The organism is Serratia sp. CY71090 (genome assembly GCF_052166845.1).
Classification (GTDB): domain Bacteria; phylum Pseudomonadota; class Gammaproteobacteria; order Enterobacterales; family Enterobacteriaceae; genus Serratia; species Serratia nematodiphila.
On sequence record NZ_JBJNOA010000012.1, the window covers coordinates 1 to 17,815 of the forward strand.

The 17,815-nt window shown below is 62.4% G+C and carries 17 protein-coding genes; 9 read left to right on the forward strand and 8 right to left on the reverse strand.

What is annotated here, in order from left to right:
* A partial coding sequence (locus ACJ8OK_RS19810; protein WP_442530873.1) for an autotransporter outer membrane beta-barrel domain-containing protein occupies positions 1 to 924 on the forward strand: 924 nt, incomplete at its 5' end.
* Positions 925 to 1,378: 454 nt separating this feature from the next.
* Positions 1,379 to 2,230 carry a helix-turn-helix domain-containing protein gene (locus ACJ8OK_RS19815; RefSeq protein WP_442530875.1) on the forward strand — a complete coding sequence of 284 codons (852 nt, stop codon included), beginning with the start codon at positions 1,379 to 1,381 and terminating at the stop codon, positions 2,228 to 2,230.
* On the opposite strand, the gene ACJ8OK_RS19820 is transcribed toward ACJ8OK_RS19815, so the two are convergent.
* The 3 genes from ACJ8OK_RS19820 to ACJ8OK_RS19830 all read right to left on the reverse strand — a co-directional run bounded on the left by ACJ8OK_RS19820 (position 2,220) and on the right by ACJ8OK_RS19830 (position 6,007).
* Positions 2,220 to 4,004 (reverse strand): ATP-binding response regulator, encoded by a 1,785-nt coding sequence (locus tag ACJ8OK_RS19820; RefSeq protein WP_033631848.1) that lies wholly within the window; start codon positions 4,002 to 4,004, stop codon positions 2,220 to 2,222. The genes ACJ8OK_RS19815 and ACJ8OK_RS19820 overlap by 11 nt on opposite strands.
* The gene (locus tag ACJ8OK_RS19825) at positions 4,001 to 4,495 is read right to left on the reverse strand and encodes a molybdopterin-dependent oxidoreductase (protein ID WP_004931017.1); all 495 of its coding nucleotides are present in this window, start codon (positions 4,493 to 4,495) and stop codon (positions 4,001 to 4,003) included. Before ACJ8OK_RS19825 ends, ACJ8OK_RS19820 begins: the two co-directional genes overlap by 4 nt.
* Before the next feature lie 162 nt (positions 4,496 to 4,657).
* On the reverse strand, positions 4,658 to 6,007 hold the full coding sequence (locus ACJ8OK_RS19830; protein WP_033631850.1) for an aminotransferase-like domain-containing protein: 1,350 nt from the start codon (positions 6,005 to 6,007) through the stop codon (positions 4,658 to 4,660).
* Positions 6,008 to 6,146: 139 nt separating this feature from the next.
* Between ACJ8OK_RS19830 and ACJ8OK_RS19835 the strand changes: the two genes are divergently transcribed.
* From ACJ8OK_RS19835 to ACJ8OK_RS19845, 3 genes are all read left to right on the forward strand, one after another.
* The gene (locus ACJ8OK_RS19835; RefSeq protein WP_033631851.1) at positions 6,147 to 6,776 is read left to right on the forward strand and encodes a LysE family translocator; all 630 of its coding nucleotides are present in this window, start codon (positions 6,147 to 6,149) and stop codon (positions 6,774 to 6,776) included.
* Between the two features lie 33 nt (positions 6,777 to 6,809).
* Complete coding sequence (locus ACJ8OK_RS19840; protein WP_033631852.1) at positions 6,810 to 7,661, forward strand: PhzF family phenazine biosynthesis protein; 852 nt, start codon at positions 6,810 to 6,812, stop codon at positions 7,659 to 7,661.
* Positions 7,662 to 7,728: 67 nt separating this feature from the next.
* Complete coding sequence (locus tag ACJ8OK_RS19845) at positions 7,729 to 8,247, forward strand: DinB family protein (RefSeq protein WP_048326438.1); 519 nt, start codon at positions 7,729 to 7,731, stop codon at positions 8,245 to 8,247.
* A gap of 77 nt (positions 8,248 to 8,324) precedes the next feature.
* On the opposite strand, the gene gorA is transcribed toward ACJ8OK_RS19845, so the two are convergent.
* Together gorA and ACJ8OK_RS19855 are read right to left on the reverse strand one after the other, a co-directional pair.
* Positions 8,325 to 9,677 carry a glutathione-disulfide reductase gene (gene gorA / locus ACJ8OK_RS19850; protein WP_021505213.1) on the reverse strand — a complete coding sequence of 451 codons (1,353 nt, stop codon included), beginning with the start codon at positions 9,675 to 9,677 and terminating at the stop codon, positions 8,325 to 8,327.
* A 130-nt stretch (positions 9,678 to 9,807) separates the two neighbouring features.
* Positions 9,808 to 10,650 carry a 23S rRNA (adenine(2030)-N(6))-methyltransferase RlmJ gene (locus ACJ8OK_RS19855; RefSeq protein WP_004931012.1) on the reverse strand — a complete coding sequence of 281 codons (843 nt, stop codon included), beginning with the start codon at positions 10,648 to 10,650 and terminating at the stop codon, positions 9,808 to 9,810.
* A gap of 135 nt (positions 10,651 to 10,785) precedes the next feature.
* On the opposite strand from ACJ8OK_RS19855, the gene ACJ8OK_RS19860 reads away from it, so the two are divergent.
* From ACJ8OK_RS19860 to rsmJ, 4 genes are all read left to right on the forward strand, one after another.
* Positions 10,786 to 11,190 (forward strand): ASCH domain-containing protein, encoded by a 405-nt coding sequence (locus ACJ8OK_RS19860; RefSeq protein WP_033631853.1) that lies wholly within the window; start codon positions 10,786 to 10,788, stop codon positions 11,188 to 11,190.
* A 16-nt stretch (positions 11,191 to 11,206) separates the two neighbouring features.
* Positions 11,207 to 11,668 carry an HIT family protein gene (locus tag ACJ8OK_RS19865; RefSeq protein WP_033631854.1) on the forward strand — a complete coding sequence of 154 codons (462 nt, stop codon included), beginning with the start codon at positions 11,207 to 11,209 and terminating at the stop codon, positions 11,666 to 11,668.
* 117 nt (positions 11,669 to 11,785) lie between these two features.
* Complete coding sequence (gene prlC, locus ACJ8OK_RS19870; RefSeq protein WP_015379371.1) at positions 11,786 to 13,828, forward strand: oligopeptidase A; 2,043 nt, start codon at positions 11,786 to 11,788, stop codon at positions 13,826 to 13,828.
* A gap of 8 nt (positions 13,829 to 13,836) precedes the next feature.
* Entirely contained in the window at positions 13,837 to 14,583 is a 747-nt protein-coding gene (gene rsmJ / locus ACJ8OK_RS19875; RefSeq protein ID WP_004931005.1) for a 16S rRNA (guanine(1516)-N(2))-methyltransferase RsmJ, read from the forward strand.
* A gap of 28 nt (positions 14,584 to 14,611) precedes the next feature.
* Here rsmJ and ACJ8OK_RS19880 read toward each other — a convergent pair whose 3' ends face one another.
* Genes ACJ8OK_RS19880 through ACJ8OK_RS19890 form a run of 3 tightly spaced genes read right to left on the reverse strand, consistent with a single transcriptional unit; the run spans position 14,612 to position 17,815 of the window.
* Positions 14,612 to 15,211 (reverse strand): SIS domain-containing protein, encoded by a 600-nt coding sequence (locus ACJ8OK_RS19880; protein ID WP_442530880.1) that lies wholly within the window; start codon positions 15,209 to 15,211, stop codon positions 14,612 to 14,614.
* The gene (locus ACJ8OK_RS19885; RefSeq protein ID WP_004931001.1) at positions 15,211 to 16,848 is read right to left on the reverse strand and encodes an FGGY-family carbohydrate kinase; all 1,638 of its coding nucleotides are present in this window, start codon (positions 16,846 to 16,848) and stop codon (positions 15,211 to 15,213) included. Before ACJ8OK_RS19885 ends, ACJ8OK_RS19880 begins: the two co-directional genes overlap by 1 nt.
* Before the next feature lie 13 nt (positions 16,849 to 16,861).
* A complete protein-coding gene (locus tag ACJ8OK_RS19890; RefSeq protein ID WP_166730426.1) occupies positions 16,862 to 17,815 on the reverse strand; it encodes an ABC transporter permease in 954 nt (317 codons plus the stop codon).

The following is a 17,815-nucleotide window of genomic DNA, read 5'->3' on the forward strand; positions in this document are numbered from 1 at the left end:
TCGGCGCTGGTGAACGACAGCCGCTACCTGCGTGAGGCGCTGAACGGGCGTCTGCGTCAGGCGGAAGGGCTGGCGAGCTCGTCGGCCATCAAGGCGGACGAGGACGGCGCCTGGGCGCAGCTGCTGGGGGCGTGGGACCATGCATCGGGCGACGCCAACGCCACCGGCTATCAGGCCTCGACCTACGGGGTGCTGGTGGGGCTGGACTCGGCGGCGGCGGCCGACTGGCGGCTGGGGGTGGCGACCGGCTACACCCGCACCTCGCTGCACGGCGGGTACGGGTCGAAGGCGGACAGCGACAACTACCACCTGGCGGCGTACGGCGACAAGCAGTTTGGCGCGCTGGCGCTGCGCGGCGGGGCGGGCTACACCTGGCACCGCATCGACACCAAACGGTCGGTGAACTACGGGATGCAGTCGGACCGCGACACGGCGAAGTACAGCGCGCGCACCGAGCAACTGTTCGCGGAAGCGGGTTACAGCGTGAAGGGTGAGTGGCTGAACCTGGAGCCGTTCGTCAACCTGGCGTACGTGAACTTTGAAAACAACGGCATCGCGGAAAGCGGCGGCGCAGCGGCGCTGCGCGGCGACAAGCAGCACACCGACGCGACGGTGTCGACGCTGGGGCTGCGCGCGGACACTGAGTGGCAGGTGAGCCCGGGCACGACGGTGGCGCTGCGCAGCGAGCTGGGGTGGCAACACCAGTACGGCGGGCTGGAGCGTGGCACCGGGCTGCGGTTCAACGGCGGCAACGCGCCGTTCGTGGTGGACAGCGTGCCGGTGTCGCGCGACGGCATGGTGCTGAAGGCGGGGGCGGAAGTGGCGGTGAACGAGAACGCCTCGCTGTCGCTGGGCTACGGCGGGCTGCTGTCGCAGAACCATCAGGACAACAGCGTCAACGCCGGTTTCACCTGGCGCTTCTAAGCCAAGCGGTCATTACAGGGTCAACGGAGCCGGCATGCCGGCTCCGTTTTTATTTGCGGCTGCGGGATGAGTCCGTATGATGGCGCGGCGCCAGGGCAATAAAAAACCGGGACCCTGACGGATCCCGGCTTAAAAGTGGGTAAAACAGATTAGCGCTAAAGGCTCAAGCCCCGTTTTGCTTATGCAGTCCAAGCGATGTGAGCATCGTCTCAGTAGCGGCAACGGAACAAATTTTCCCTGGTGTTACTATGGTTATTATTAAAAATCGTGCTGGTGTTATTTTTTATAGTGTATTGCTGTATGTCTCTTTTGATACCATGTTTGACGATACAACATGGTATGTCAAGCAACGTTTTTAACGCATAATTGCATGGGATGCTAGTTTTAGGTGTGGCTTTTTCAGCAGAAATAATCAAAACGACTGATAAATCAGTAAAAAAAATCGAAGGAACAAATGGATAACAATCATCAAAAATTCGATTCACAGTCGATTGCCAATCGGGTCAGGGAGCTGTTTTTACATTACGGGATTGGAAAACGTCAGCATGCCCGCGAACTCAGCCGCATCTTGGATCTGAGTTTTTCACATGCGCACCGCAAATTGAAAGGGCAAAGCCCCTGGACGCTGGAACAGATCAACAGCGTCGCGGCCGCGTTGGGAGAAACGCCGGCGGCGATCGCCGATTTGAGCGCCGAACACGAGACGACCGAGCCAAACATGGCGCGTGATGCCATCTTTTTCGTGGCGGGAGTGGCGATCCCTTGCGTCGGGCACATTGGCGACGAACTTTCTGCCGGGCGGCCGGCGGAATTTGTGGCGCTGCGTGTGGAGGGGCAATGGCATATCTATCGCGCCGATGAGGCGCCGTCAGGTCTGCGTTACGGCGTCGAACTGATAGAAATCCGGCCCGGCTACGGCGATGACGAGCGGTTGAGCATCGCGGTATTGGACGATTCGCATCAGGCGGCCGATGAGCTGGCCAAGTACCTCGGCGGCTGCGGTTTCAACGCAGTGGCGTTTTACGATGTCGACAGCTTCTGCCAAGCGTTGCAGCAAAGCCTGTTCGACGGTTACGTGGTGGACTGGCTGATCGGTGAGGAAACGGCGGATCGCTGTATCGCCACCATCCGCGCCTCCGACAACCCGGACGCGCCGGTACTGGTGCTGACCGGCGAACTGGGCACCGACCGACGCGAGTCGGAGATCGCTCAGGCGATGCGCGAGTACGATGTGCTCGGCCCTTATGAAAAACCGGTGCGGCTCCATGTGATCGAAGCCGCACTGCAACGCTGTTTTAATCTTTAGCGGGGAACACCTCGGCCAGTGCGCTCGACAGCGCATCCAGCCGAACCGGTTTCATCAGGTAGTTATCGAACAGGGCGCGCTGATCCGCCGTCAGCTGCTCCGGCGTATAGGCGCTGATGCCGATGATTGGCACATGGCGGTTGGGGCCGCGACGATTGCGCAGCTGCCTGGCCAGGGCGGCGCCGTCGATGCCCGGCATCTGCAGATCCAGCAACAGCGCGTCGTAAGGGCGTCTGAGCAGCTTCTGCAACGCGCGCTCCGGCGAGTCGCACAGTTCGTGCTGGTAGCCCAGTTTGTCCAGCAACGCCGCAAAGGCGTCACCCACCGACTTGTTGTCATCCACCACCAGCACCTGCTGCGGCTTTTGCTGCAGGGGGGCATTGGCGGCGGCGGGCTCGTCGGCGCGCTCTTCTTCACTGATCTGCACCGGAATGCTGACGATAAAGGTGCTGCCTTTCTTGATTTCGCTGTACACCGTGATGGTGCCGTTGAGCAGCGTCACCAGGCCGTGCACGATCGCCAGCCCCATCCCCACGCCGGCATACTGTTTGGTATGCGACTGATCCAACTGGGTAAAGGGTTTGAAGATCTGATCGAGCTGGTCTTTTTCGATACCGATGCCGGTGTCGGTCACTTCGATGATCAACGAATTGCCGCCCGGCTGGCGGCGCAGGCAGCTGTGCAGCGTAATGCTGCCGCTTTCGGTGTATTTGTAGGCGTTGGTCAGCAGGTTAACGATAATCTGCCGGATGCGCAGCGGATCGGAGTGCACCAACAGGTGGCTGCACTCCACTTCGCAGCTCAGTTTGACCTGCTCTTTGCGGGTCAGGGTGGCGATTTCGTTGGCGGTTTCCGCGATCAGCTTCTGCGCGTCGAACGGCACGATGCGCAATTCCATCATGCCGCTGTCGAGGTGCGCGTAGTCGGTCAGATCCTTCATCTGGCTTTCGATTTGCTGCGCGGCGGTCTCCAGCCGCTGGAAAGTGTCCGCATGCTCCGTCGACACCCGGGTGTTCACCAGCACGTCGATGGCCGACATTACGCTCTGCAATGAGGTGCGCAGCTCGTGGCCGATGGCGCCGAGGAAGGCGTTTTTGGTGCGTGTCGCTTTCTCCGCCTCAATGGCCTTGGCCTGCTGGCGAATGGTCAGCCGCTGCTGACGGAACACGATCAGGGTGATGGCGATCAGCGCGATCACCGAGAACATGACAATCACCAGCCCATAGAAAATGATGTGCCGTTTCTCGATGTAGTCCTCATAGGCGGCGGTGCGCTGCTTCACCTCGGCGTGGTCGGTCAGGTTGGCCATTTCGATGGCGTAAGGCTTGATGGCCTTCATGGCCGCAAAAACCTGGCTGAAGTCGATTTTCGGGTTATCCAGCAGTTTATCGATGCGATCCATCTGCAGGCGCATCTGCTTGACCACTTCCGGGTAGCCCGGCTCGGCGTACAGCGGTTGCGTGGATTCGGAGACGGTTTCCAGCACGTAAAAGCGCGAATAGAGGATTTCGAATCGCAGCCGCAGGTTGTCGCTGTCCACCTGCGGCGCATGGCTCTGCTGCTCGACGAACGTGTCGAACTCCGCCAGCTTGATGGAGAACTTGGCGATCGACCAGGAGTAATTCTCCTGCGTGCCGGCGATGGCATACAGCCCTTTCTTCGACAGGGTGGCGCTGTAGTAATAGAGCGTGACGGTCGAAGCCACTAAAAACAGCGCGGCAAAGATGGCCGGGATCGCCAGCCTGCTGCCGTTCTTAAAGGTCGTCAGCTTCATTTGATCACGATCCTGTCGACTTGCCAGATAAAGCGTGAATTGTACAACGGCGAGTTCAGTTCAGGCCCGGCGGCGTCGCGCGGGTAAACCAGGAACAGCGGGCCGAAGTTTCTGAGCTTCAGCATTTCCCCGTCCATCCTGTAGGCCAGGATCATGTTGTATTTCTTGACGTCGGACAGCGGCACGTCGATGTAATAATCGTTCAGCGCATAGAAAGTCAGCGTCTCGCCCTTGGCGCCGACGCGCTCCAGGATATCGGCCACCGAAATCCCTTCAAATTTTCTCTGCGGCGTCCAGGAGGTGGAGGTGGTGATGCTGCGCACCGGCATCGCCAACAGCTGCTTATCGGTGAACAGATAGCTTTTTTTGACCGGGTCGGTCACGTTGTCGATCTTGCCCGCCACTTCCAGGGTAAAGCTGAGCGCGCTGCTCTGGGCGATAATCAGGGCCACGCAGGCCATCGCAAGGGTTTTGCATAGTTTGAACAGCATCGGCGTTCTCCAGAGGCGCGGGGAGGTTTGTATCAGTCCCGCTAATTTATCAGGCAGAATAATGGCAGAAAAAGCAGGCGGGTGCGAAGGGAATAGTAAACCGCACAAAAAGAACAGTCCTGGGCCGGTCGGCCTGTACGCGTAACCTTTCTCTTCCGTTTGTCAGCCGTTTCGATGCGCTTTCAACAGCTGCGCCAGCTGCGTCAGGCCTGCCGTTAGCTCGTCCGGCGAGGGGGAACCCAGGCACAGGCGAATGCCCGTCGCACGTTCGTCGCGGTCTACCATCACGGTGTCCGGCGGCGTCACCTTTACGTTGGCCAATGCGGCGGCGGCGGCCACAGACTCGGCGGTTTCGCGCGGCATCGGCAGCCAGACATGATAAGCGTCGGGATGCGATACGCATTCGTCGGCATCAAATATCGAGGTGGCCAGATGCACTCTTTGCTGAGCCTCATGACGCAACGCTTGCGGTATCGTCTCGATCGCGCCGCTGGCCAGCCACTCCTCCACCACAGCGCAAGACAGTGGCGAAGGCGCGAAAGGAAGATCTTGCAAGGCTTCTTCCGCCGCAGTTTGCATGCCGGGCGGCAGAGTCAGCATGCCGATCCGCAATCCCGGGCCGAGCGTTTTCGACAGGCCATTGACATGGAACACCCGCTCGGGCGCCAGAGCCGCGAGCGCAGGCGCCGCTGAATGCCCCAGCGCATACACGCCATCCTCGATGATCCAGACATTCGCCCGCCGGCATATCTCGACGATAGCCTGCCTGCGCTCGGCGCTCATGGTGGCGGTTGTCGGATTATGCAGCGTCGGCGTCAGATAGACCGCGGTATGGCCGGAGGAGACACGCTCGAGCGCACTCGCCAGCGCCTGCGGCACTATGCCTTGCGCATCGATCTCCACGCCGATCAGGCGATGGCCTTTACGTCGGGCCAGCGCGATCGCGCCGGGGTAGGTGAGTCTCTCCGTCAGTATCGTGCCGCGTGGCCCGCAGGCCAGGTCAAACGCCAGCGAAATCGCCTGACGGGCATTGCTGGTCAGCGCCAGGTGCGACGGATCGATCGTGACGCCGGCGTTTTCCAGCCAGCGGGTCAACAAACGCCGGTGCTCCAGATGCCCGGTCGGAGGGGAATAGAAGTTCAGATGGTCCGCATCCATTTTCCGCGCAATGCCGGCCAGCGTGCGCGCCAGCAAACGATCGGTAAGCATCGCCGGCGGCGCATTGGACGAGAGATCGATTTCGCGTTTTTCACGGGCGCGGCGGATCGCCACGAACATCCCGCGGCCTTTCACGCTGCGCACCAACCCACGCCGCTCCAGGATGGCATAGGCTTTGGTCACCGTGCCCAGACCGATCGCCAATTGCCAGGCGAGCGTACGGTGGGCCGGCAAACGATCGCCCCCTTGCAGTTTGCCCTCGATAATGTCGTCAGCCAACGCCAACACCAGCCGTTCGACGGTAGTGGCTTCCACATTGGCCAGGCGGGGCTGCCAGGGGGATTGAAGCCGCATATTCGCTCTCCGGAGAAAGAATATAGTGTCACGTGACACTATTTAAATAGGCGAAAAGTGTAACACATACTATGTTGGTGAGGAGTCCCGGCGTTTTCAACTACGGCTCGGCCGTAAGGCGGGTCAGCGGAGTTTTTCCATGATGGTCAGTCAGCTTGCGTTGGTTTACGGCGCCTATCTCCTCGCAACTGCCAGCCCCGGCCCCAGCAACATGGCGATCATGGGCGTGGCGATGCGTGACGGCCGCAGGCCCGCATTGGTGCTGGCCGCCGGGGTGGTGACCGGATCGCTGTGCTGGGCGATGTTGGCCGCGACCGGCCTTTCCGCCGTGCTGGCCACGTATGCACAGGCGCTGTGGGCCATCAAAATCGTCGGCGGCGTGTATATGCTGTATCTGGCGCTGCGCGCCGGCCGATCCGCATTACGGGCGTCTCCCATCTCGACAGGCATAGCGGCAGGGGATAGCGCGCGATCTTATCAGAGGTTGTATCGGCAGGGCGTGCTGATGCATCTCGGCAATCCCAAGGCCATCATGTCCTGGATGGCGATCATGTCGCTGGGATTGCGGCAAGGCGCGCCTGAGCAGGTTTTACCGGCAATTATTGGCGGTTGCGCGCTGCTCGGCGTGACGATTTTCGGGGGGTATGCCCTGCTGTTCTCAACGTCGCCGATGATCGCGTTTTACACCCGGGTGAGGCGCTGGATTGAAGGAACGCTTGCGCTGCTGTTCGCTTTGGCGGGCCTGGAGCTGTTGATATCGCGGGGGTAATGAACGCCCGGCGTTAACCTGAGGAGAGAAGCGATGGTTTTTGGCATGCAGATGGTGGATGTCTTTGGCGCCGGGCCGCTCGCCGGCAATCCGTTGGCGGTGATTACGGGCGCCGGAGCGTTGTCTACGGAGGACATGCAGCGCTTGACACGTTGGTTCAACCTGTCGGAAACGGCCTTTTTGCTGCCGCCGACACACCCCCAGGCGGATTACCGGGTGCGAATATTCACGCTGGATCGTGAAATGCCGTTTGCCGGGCACCCGACGCTCGGCAGTTGTCATGCCTGGCTCACTGCGGGCGGTACGCCGCGTAATGACGCGGAGATCATCCAGGAGTGCGGGGCGGGCTTGGTGAGCATTCGCCGCGAGGCCGGACGGCTGTGTTTTGCCGCGCCGCCGTTGATTCGCTCCGGGGCGCCGTCAGAAGCGGCGTTGGCCGACGCGCTGCGGTTTTTGGGGATCGCGCCTGAGGAGGCGCTCGATGCCGCCTGGATCGATAACGGTCCGGGGTGGCTGGGGATCCGGCTGGCCAGCGCCGAGCGGGTGCTTTCCCTGACGCCGGCGAGAAGCTGGCCGCGCAGAGTGGACATTGGCGTCGTCGGCCCACATGCCGATGGTGACGCAGCCTTCGAGGTGCGCGCTTTTTTGAGCGATCACCTTGGCGCTATCGTCGAAGATCCGGTCACCGGCAGCCTCAATGCCTCCCTGGCTCAGTGGCTGTTTGCAAGCGGCGTGGTCAGCGGCGGCTATATCGCCGCTCAGGGGCGCTGCCGTGGGCGCAACGGGCGCGTGCATGTCACCCGCGACGAGAGCGGCCGGATTTGGGTGGGCGGCAACACGCGCACTCAGGTTGAAGGTCGGCTGCATGGGATTGGCACGGCGTAGCACGCGCCGCCGCACCCGCGTGCGGCTGAACGGAATATCGATTTTCATCCGATAAGGAGTGAACAGTATGTCTGCAACGGCCATCGATACCTTGAAAATGCTGGTGCGTTACAAAGCGTGGGCGAACGCCTTGACCTTTGACTGCGTGGCGGCCTTGCCGGAGGGCGAAGCGCTGCGGCCGCGCCCGACCCGTTTCGGCAATATGGTGCATACCTTGAATCACGTGTACGTGGTGGACGATATCTTCAGGCACCATCTGCAAGGCCGCAAGCATGGTTACCTCGCGCGCAACACCGAGCAAACGCCCGCGCTTGACTCTCTGCGGTGTGCGGTGGAGGAAATGGACCGCTGGTATATCGAACAGGTGGACAGCTGGTCGCCCGAGGCGCTGGCGCAGGTGGTGCATTTCGAGTTCGTCGGCGGGGGGGAAGGCCGCATGACGCGCCAGGAAATCGTGCTGCATGTCGTCAACCACGCTACCTATCATCGCGGTTTTGTCGGCGATATGCTCTATCAGGTGCCCTTTGCTGCACCGGCGAACGATTTGCCGGTGTTTCTGCGCGATCATTACCGCCGGGCGCCGTGAGGCGAGCGAGATAAATAAAAAAGCCAGACGCTTTCGCGCCTGGCCTGTTACGCGCCGGAATCCGGCGAGGTTGCGCCTCAGCGCATGGTGACGAACTCTTCCGCCGCGGTCGGGTGGATCGCCACGGTGTTGTCGAAGTCCTTCTTGGTGGCGCCCATCTTCACCGCCACCGCGAAGCCCTGCAGGATTTCATCCATGCCGAAGCCGATGCCGTGCAGGCCGACGATTTTCTCTTCTTTACCCGCGCATACCAGCTTCATGCGGCACGGCTGGCGGTGCTGCGTCACGGCGCTGTACATGGCGGTGAAGGAGGACTTGTACACTTTCACGTTGTCCGCGCCGAACTTCTCGATGGCTTCCGGCTCGGTCAGGCCGACGGTGCCGATCGGCGGGTGGCTGAACACCACGGTGGCGATGTTGCTGTAGTCCAGGTGTTCGTCCGGCTTGTTGTTGAACAGGCGCTCGGACAGGCGGCGGCCGGCGGCCACGGCGACCGGGGTCAGCTCTACCGCGCCGGTGTTGTCACCCACCGCGTAGATGCCTTTGACGTTGGTGTTCTGGAACTTATCGACGTCGATGTAGCCTTTCTCATTGGTTTTCACCCCGGTAACGCCGAGGTTCAGGTTGTCGGTCGCCGGTTCGCGGCCGATGGCCCAGATCAGGCAGTCGACGGTGAATGCTTTGCCGTTTTCCAGCTGCAGCGTCAGGCTGCCGTCGGCGTTCTTGACGATCGCTTTCGGCACCGATTCGGTGTGCAGGCTCGGCCCTTCGGTGTTCATCACTTCCACCAGGGTTTCGACGATCATCGGATCGAAGCTGCGCAGCGGCGCGTGCTTGCGCACGAACAGGTGCGTTTCCGCGCCCAGCGCGTTCAGCACGCCGGCGATTTCCACGGCGATATAGCCGGCGCCCACCACGGCGACGCGTTTCGGCATGGCGTCCAGCTCAAAGAAGCCGTCGGAGTCGATGCCGTATTCGGCACCCGGAATGGCCGGATGGCTCGGGCGGCCGCCGGTGGCGATCAGGATGTGGTCGGCGGTGATGGTCTCGCCGTTCACTTCCACGGTGTGCGCATCCACGAAGCGCGCGAAGCCTTTGATCACGTCGACCTTGTTCTTGCCCAGCACGTTATCGTAGGAGTTGTGGATGCGATCGATATAGGCGGTGCGGTTGGCGACCAACTTTTTCCAGTCGAAGGCGTTGACGGTGGTGTCGAAGCCGTAGTCCGGGCCGTACTGATGGATGGCCTCGGCGATTTGCGCCGCGTGCCACATGACTTTTTTCGGTACACAACCCACGTTTACACAGGTGCCGCCCAGCTCTTTGGCTTCAATCAGCGCACACTTTTGGCCGTACATGGCTGCCCGGTTGATCGATGCGATACCGCCGCTGCCGCCGCCAATTGCTAGATAATCGTAATGTTTCGTCATCTGGGATTTCCATGAGTTGTGAATTTGAAGAGGGTAAGAGTTTAACGCCTGACCGGGGTTTGTCGCAAAGATTGCGTCGATGGCTGCGATAGGCGGACGCAGGGCGCGGCAAACCGCGCCCTGATGGGGATTATTCCGGTACCACCCAGTTCACCAGATGGTGGCCGATGCCCGACGGCACCAGCACCTTGTGCAGCCACGGCAGCACGTTCTTCATCTGCTGTTCCAACTTCCACGGCGGGTTGATGACGATCATGCCGGAGGCGGTCATGCCGCGCTGATCGCTGTCGGGTTTCACCGCCAGCTCGATCTGCAGGATGCGGCGAATGCCGGTGGCTTCCAGATCGCGCAGCATGCGTTTGATCTGCTGGCGCATCACCACCGGATACCACAGCGCATAGGTGCCGGTGGCGAAACGCTTGTAGCCTTCCTGAATGCCTTTGACCACGTCCTGGTAATCGGTCTTCATTTCATACGGCGGGTCCATCAGGATCAGACCACGGCGCGACAGGGGCGGCAGCTGGGATTTCAGCTGCTGATAACCGTCGGCACGCTGCACTTTGGCGCGTTCGTCTTTCTGGAACTCGCTGCGCAGCAGCGGGTAGTCGCTCGGGTGCAGCTCGGTCAGGTGGATTTTGTCCTGCGGGCGCAGCAGCTGGCGGGCGATCAGCGGCGAGCCGGGATAATAGCGCAGCGTGCCGGAACGGTTGAAGTTGTGCACCACGCTCATGTAGGCCGCCAGCTCTTCCGGCAGATCGTCGCGTTGCCACAGCAAACCGATGCCTTCCAGGTATTCGCCGGTGCGCTCGGCGTGTTCGCCGCTGAGCTGATAACGGCCCGCGCCCGAGTGGGTATCCAGATACAGGAACGGCTTCTCTTTTTCCTTCAGCGACTCGATGATCAGGCTCTGAACGGTGTGCTTGAGCACGTCGGCGTGGTTGCCGGCGTGGAAACTGTGGCGATAACTTAACATGACGGGTGGCGGTTCCTTGTGCTCCGCAGGCGGAGCATTCAATGCAATAAGGCTTATAATCTGCACAGTATAAACTGTCTGGCCGGGAAAAACCGGACTCCGTTGCCGCAGACGTTAACAGAAAGGGACAGGACGATGAGCAAACAGGCGATTTTGGCGAATTACCCCGACGCGGCGCGCTGGGCGTTCGGCGACGGCCCCGCGTTAGCCGACGAACTGCTGGGATTGGTGCTGAGCGGGGATAAAACCGCCACCTGCAGTTCCTATGCGAGCTATCGTCGGGAACAAACCCCGCGGATCGGCGATTACAGCATCGTTCTCGATGGCCGCGGCGAACCGGCCTGCGTGATCAGAACCCTGGCGCTGCGCCTGGTGCGCTACGATCGGGTGACCGCCGAGATGGCGGCCAAAGAGGGTGAAGGCGACAAAAGCCTGGCGTTTTGGCGCGAGGGGCATCAGGCGTTCTTTACCCGCGAGGGGAGCTTTGCGCCGGACATGTGGCTGGTGTTCGAAGAGTTCGAACGGGTTGAAACGCTGTGAATCACAAGGAGAAAGGATGAGCTGCATTTTTTGCGACATCGTGGCGGGCAAGGCGCCATGCCATAAAATCTGGGAAGACGACGACCATCTGGCGTTCCTGTCCATCTTTCCCAACACCGACGGTTTCAGCGTGGTGATCCCCAAGGCGCACCACCCGAGCTACGCCTTTGACCTGCCGGACGAGGTGCTGAGCGCGTTGATGCTGGCGACCAAGCGGGTGGCGAAGCAGCTGGATCGCGCGTTCGACGACGTCGGCCGCTGCGGCATGGTGTTCGAGGGCTACGGCGTCGACCATGTGCATGCCAAACTGATCCCGCTGCACGGCACCGCATCGCTGGAACAGTGGCGGCCGATCGAATCGACCTCGCCGAAGTTTTTCGAACGTTATGAGGGCTATATCTCCTCCCACGATGCGGCGCGCGCCGACGACCAACAGCTGGCGGCGCTGGCCGCCCGCATCCGCCAAAGCGCCATTTAAGGCACGAACGATCAACGCCGGGCATTGATTTTCCTGCTGTCTGGCTCCATGTTAGAGATTCATACGCATTTTAAGGCTCGCCCGTGCGGCGGGCCCAACGCTAATCAGGACTGCCCTATGACAAATCCGTTGCTGACCCCGTTTTCCCTGCCGCCTTTCTCGGCGATCCGCCCTGAAGATATCGTGCCAGCGGTGCAATCCGCGCTGGCGGACTGCCGCGCCGCGGTAGAGCGCGTGGTCGCGCAGCCGGGGCCGTTCACCTGGGACAATCTGTGTCAGCCGCTGGCGGAGTCGGACGATCGCCTGTCGCGCATCTGGTCGCCGATCGGGCACCTGAACTCGGTGAAAAACAGCCCGGAGCTGCGCGCCGCCTATGAGCAGGCGCTGCCGCTGCTGTCCGAGTACGGCACCTGGGTCGGCCAGCACGAAGGGCTGTACCAGGCCTACCGCAGCCTGAAAGAGGGCGCGGCGTTCGAGGCGCTGAGCGTGCCGCAGCGCAAGGCGGTGGATAACGCGCTGCGCGATTTCGAACTGTCGGGCATCGGCCTGTCGGCGGATAAACAGCAGCGCTACGGCGAGATCGTCGCGCGCCTGTCCGAACTGGGATCCACCTACAGCAATAACGTGCTCGACGCCACCATGGGCTGGAGCAAACTGATTACCGACGAAGCCGAGCTGAGCGGCCTGCCGGAAAGCGCTCTGGCACAGGCGCAGGCGATGGCGCAGGCCAAAGAGCAGGACGGCTGGTTGCTGACGCTGGACATGCCGAGCTACCTGCCGGTGCTGACCTACGCCGACAACCGCGCGCTGCGCGAAGAGATGTACCGCGCCTTCGCCACCCGCGCTTCCGATCAGGGGCCGAACGCCGGCAAATGGGACAACAGCGAAGTGATGGCGGAAACGCTGGCGCTGCGCCACGAGCTGGCTCAGCTGCTGGGCTTCGATACCTACGCCGACAAGTCGCTGGCGACCAAAATGGCGGAGAGCCCGGAGCAGGTGATCGGCTTCCTGAGCGATCTGGCCAAGCGCGCCCGCCCGCAGGCCGAGCAAGAGCTGGCGCAGCTGCGCGCCTTCGCCAAACAGCACTATGGCGTGGATGAGCTCGAAGCCTGGGACATCACCTATTACGGCGAAAAACAGAAACAGCATCTGTTCTCCATCAGCGACGAGCAGCTGCGCCCGTACTTCCCGGAGCAGCGGGTGGTGGAAGGGCTGTTCGAAGTGGTGAAACGCATCTACGGCATCACCGCCAAAGAACGTAAAGACGTGGAAACCTGGCATCCGGACGTGCGCTTCTTCGATCTGTTCGCCGCCGACGGCGAGCTGCGCGGCAGTTTCTACCTCGATCTGTACGCCCGCGAAAACAAACGCGGCGGCGCCTGGATGGACGACTGTGTCGGCAGCCTGCGCAAGGCCGACGGCACGCTGCAAAAACCGGTCGCTTACCTGACCTGCAACTTCAACCGTCCGCTGGGCGATCAGCCGGCGCTGTTCACCCATAACGAAGTGACCACGCTGTTCCACGAATTCGGCCACGGTCTGCATCACATGCTGACGCAGATCGATACCGCCGGCGTCTCCGGCATCAACGGGGTGCCGTGGGATGCAGTCGAGCTGCCGAGCCAGTTTATGGAAAACTGGTGCTGGGAGCCGGAAGCGCTGGCGTTTATCTCCGGCCACTATCAGAGCGGCGAGCCGCTGCCGAAGGAAATGCTCGACAAGCTGCTGGCGGCCAAGAATTACCAGGCGGCGCTGTTTATCCTGCGCCAGCTGGAGTTCGGCCTGTTCGATTTCCGCATGCACTTCGAATACAGCCCGGAGAAAGGGGCGCAGATCCTGCCGACGCTGGCGGAAGTGAAGAAAATGGTGGCGGTGGTGCCTTCGCCGAGCTGGGGCCGTTTCCCGCACGCCTTCAGCCACATCTTCGCCGGCGGCTACGCGGCAGGTTACTACAGCTACCTGTGGGCGGAAGTGCTGTCGGCCGACGCCTACTCGCGCTTCGAAGAAGAGGGGATTTTCAACGCCGAGACCGGCAAATCCTTCCTCGACAACATCCTGTCGCGCGGCGGTTCGGAAGAGCCGATGGCGCTGTTCAAACGCTTCCGTGGCCGCGAGCCGCAGCTGGATGCTATGCTGCGCCATTACGGCATTAAAGGATAACCCGACACGTGAGCGTGTGTTTATTGTGTGAAGCAGGCGCCGATCCCGGCGCCTTGTCTGTTTTGGCGCAGCGCTGGCGGCTGGCGTCTGACGACGACGCGCCGATGGCGCTGGTATTGACTCCGCAGCGGCTGGAGCTGCGCAAGCGCGACGAGCCGAAGCTGGGCGGGATCTACGTCGATTTCGTCTCCGGCGCCATGGCGCACCGGCGCCGCTTTGGCGGCGGCCGCGGCGAGGCGGTGGCCAAGGCGGTCGGCATCAAGGGCAGTTACCTGCCGGACGTGGTGGACGCCACCGCCGGGCTGGGGCGAGACGCCTTTGTGCTGGCGGCGTTGGGCTGCCGGGTGCGGATGCTGGAACGCAATCCGGTGGTGGCGGCGTTGCTGGACGACGGCCTGCAGCGCGGCTATCAGGATGCGGAAATCGGCCCGTGGCTGCGCGAGCGCCTGACGCTGCTGCACGCCTCCAGCCTGACGGCGCTGGCGGATCTCAGCCCGCGTCCTGAGGTGGTGTATCTCGATCCGATGTTCCCGCACAAGCAGAAAAGCGCGCTGGTGAAGAAAGAGATGCGGGTGTTTCAATCGCTGGTGGGCAGCGATGATGACGCCGACGGCCTGCTGGAACCGGCGCGCCGTTTGGCCACCAAGCGCGTGGTGGTGAAACGCCCGGACTACGCGCCGCCGCTGGCCGACGTGCCGGCGCACGCCGCCACGCTGACCAAAAGCCACCGTTTCGATATCTACATGCCGCTGTAATGTCTGCCGGGCCCGCCGTGTCGGGCCCTCAATTTTCCTCTCGCAAACTTTTCCCCACGCCGCCGCCCGGATGCACCGCCAGCAAGGTGCTCTTGTCGTAACCGCTGCGCGCCATCAGGCAGGCGCAGGCGGCGTCGAAGATCGCCAACACCAGCACAATTGAGGTGGTGGCCAGCATGTTCAGCGGATCTATCTCCTTCTGCACCCCGGTAGCGATCGTCAGCTGCGCCGCCTGCGCGATGGTGGAATGCGGGTTTTCCGTCACCGCGATCAGCGTCACCCCCTTGGCCTGCAGCGTCGGCAGCAGGCGGGTCAGCTCGTCGGAATTGCCGCCGCGCGAGATCAGGATCAGCAGATCGTCGGCGCGCAGGAAGCCCAGATCGCCGTGCGCCGCGCCGGTGGCGTCGAGATAGACCGCCGGCCGCTCCACGCAGGCCAGCATGTGGGCTATCTTGCGCGCCGCAATCCCCGAGGTGCCGACGCCGGTGACGGCGATTTTACCGCGGCAGTCGGCCAGCAGCGCCAGCAGCCGCTGCCAGGTGTGCGCGTCGAGGCGTTCGCCCAGCTGCGCCAGCTCCTGGCTGTAGGTTTGCCAGCCCTGTACGGCCTGCCGCCACTCCTGCTGCATCACGCCTCCTCCTGCATCAACCGGCGGTATTTCATGTGGTCGTTGTACAGCTCGTGGAACACCCGGTATTTACGGTCGTAATAGCTTTTTATCTGGTTGGTCTGCGGCGTCACCGTCTTGCCGATGCGGCTCATGGCGCTCATCGCCTCCGGCAAGGTGTCGAACACGCCGGCCGCCACGGTGCCCATCATCGCGCCGCCCAGCAGCATCGCCTCGCTCTCCTCCGGCAGCAGCATGGCGCAGCCGGTGGCGTTGGCGTGCTCCTGCACGAAGATCGGGTTCTTGGTGCCGCCGCCGCTGGCCATGATGGTGTCGATGCTGTAGCCGCTGTGGTTCATGGTTTCGATGATGTGGCGAGTGCCGAGCGCGATGGCCTGAATGGTGGCCAGGTAGTGCAGCGCCATGTCTTCCGGCGTGCGCGACAGCTTCAGCCCGGTCAGGATGCCGGTCAGCGTCGGGTTGGCGCGCGGCGAGCGGTTGCCGTGGAAGTACGGCAGCATATGAATGTCCTGCGTCAGGAAGGCGATGTTCTCCGGCTCGCCGGCCATGCGGCGCAGAATGGCGTTCAGCACCTCATAGATGGTCTGGCCCTGGGTTTTCGCCTGCGCCAGCAGCTCCTGATAGCACGGATGCGACTGGATGACGTGGTCGATCAGCGCGCCGGTGGCGGACTGGCCACCCTCGTTCAGCCAGTATTCCGGCAGGATCGCCGAGTAATACGGCCCCCAGACGCCGCCGATAAAGCGCGCGGTGCGCGACATCGCCATATGGCCAGTGGAGGTGCCGCCGATCAGCGCGACGCGGCGGTTGAAGTCGGCCACCTCGCCGGAGACGCCGGTGGCGCCCAGCGTGCCGAGGGTGCCGGCGTGGGCGTCGATGATCGATACGCTCACCGCCGTGCCGGCGATCAGCCCCATCTCGCTGGCGGCGCGCTGGGTCAGACCGTGGCCCAGCGGCTCACCCATCATTTTAACGTCGCTGCCGATCTTGGCCGCGTCATGTTCCAGCACGTCTTCCAGCCCGATCTGCTGGAAGTAGCTCTTGTCCCAACGCTGCTCGTGGCCGAGATAGGTCCACTTGCACACCGTCGAGCACAGCGAACGGGTGGCGTCCTGGGTGGCGCGCCAGGTGAGAAAGTCCGGCAGATCGAACAGGTAGCCGGCGTTGGCCCAGGTGGTGGGCATGTGCTGTTTCAACCACAGCAGTTTCGGCGTCTGCATCTCCGGCGAAATGATGCCGCCGACGAAGTCCAGCACCCGGTGTTTGGTGGCGTTGATGCGCTCGGCCTGGGCGATCGCCCGGTGATCCATCCACACGATGATGTTCTGTTCGGTACGGCCGGAGGGGCTGACGGTCAGCGGCTTGCCCTCTTTATCCAGCACCACCAGCGAACAGGTGGCGTCGAAGCCCAACCCCTTGACCTGGATCGGGTTGATGTCGGCCTGGTTGACCGCGTCGCGCACCGCATTGCACACCGCCTGCCAGATGTTATCCGACGACTGCTCGACGAAATCCGCCTTCGGCCGGTACAGATCGATGGCCCGGCTGGCCTGGCCGACCATGCGCCCATTGAGATCGAATACGCCTGCGCGCGCGCTTCCGGTGCCCACATCTACGCCAATAAAATAGCTCGCCATTATCTGTTTTCTCCTAAGCTTTTCGATTCTGTAACGCGATAAACAGGATCAGCACGCCGCCCCACAGGGCCATGGTCAGGTAGCTGCTGACCCCCAGCAAATTGAGGCCGCTTTCCAACATTTGCAGCACGATCAGCGCCAGCACCAGCCCCAGAATGCGGCCGAAACCGCCGTCCGGGTTGATGCCGCCCAGCACCGAGGCCAGAATGGTCACCAGCAGATAAGATTCGCCGTAGCCGGCCTTGGCCGAGTTGAACTTGGCCATCATCAGCAGCGCGGCGCCCCAGCCGAGCAGCGCCGACAGGATGTACACCGCGATCTGCACCCGCGCGGTGTTCACGCCGCTAAAGCGGGTGGCCTGCTCGTTGGAGCCGATCAGGTACAGGCTGCGGCCCAGCGTGGTGTGCTCCAGCAGCAGCCACAGACCGATCGCCACCAGCAGGAACAGGATCAGCGCCACCGGCACGCCGAGCACGGTGCCGTTGCCGAGAAATTGAATCGCCGCCGGGAAGCCGGAGATCACCGCGCCGTTGGACAGCAGGATGTTCAGGCCGGTGATCAGCGTCATGGTGCCGAGCGAGGCGAGGATCGGCGAAACGCCGATCCAGGCTACCAGCACGCCGTTCAGCGCGCCGATCGCCACCGCCACCAACAGGCCGGCCAACAGCGCCAGCGCCAGGAACAGCGGCTGGTCGGGATGGCTGACGATGATCGCCGCCATCACCAGCGAACAGGCGTTGGCGCCGGCGATGATCGACAGGTTGATGCCGCCGGTCAGCATGGTGATGCCCATGCCGAGCGCCAGCAGGCCGAGGATCGGCAGCTGCGAGGCGATCGACTGGAAGTTGCCGAGGCTGAAGAAGCGCGATCCGAGCAGCCCGGCGAACAGCAGCGCCACCGCGATGATGATCGCGCCCTGCAGGCGAATGATCCGATCGTTTGGGATCAACCGAGTTAACTGCGTCAT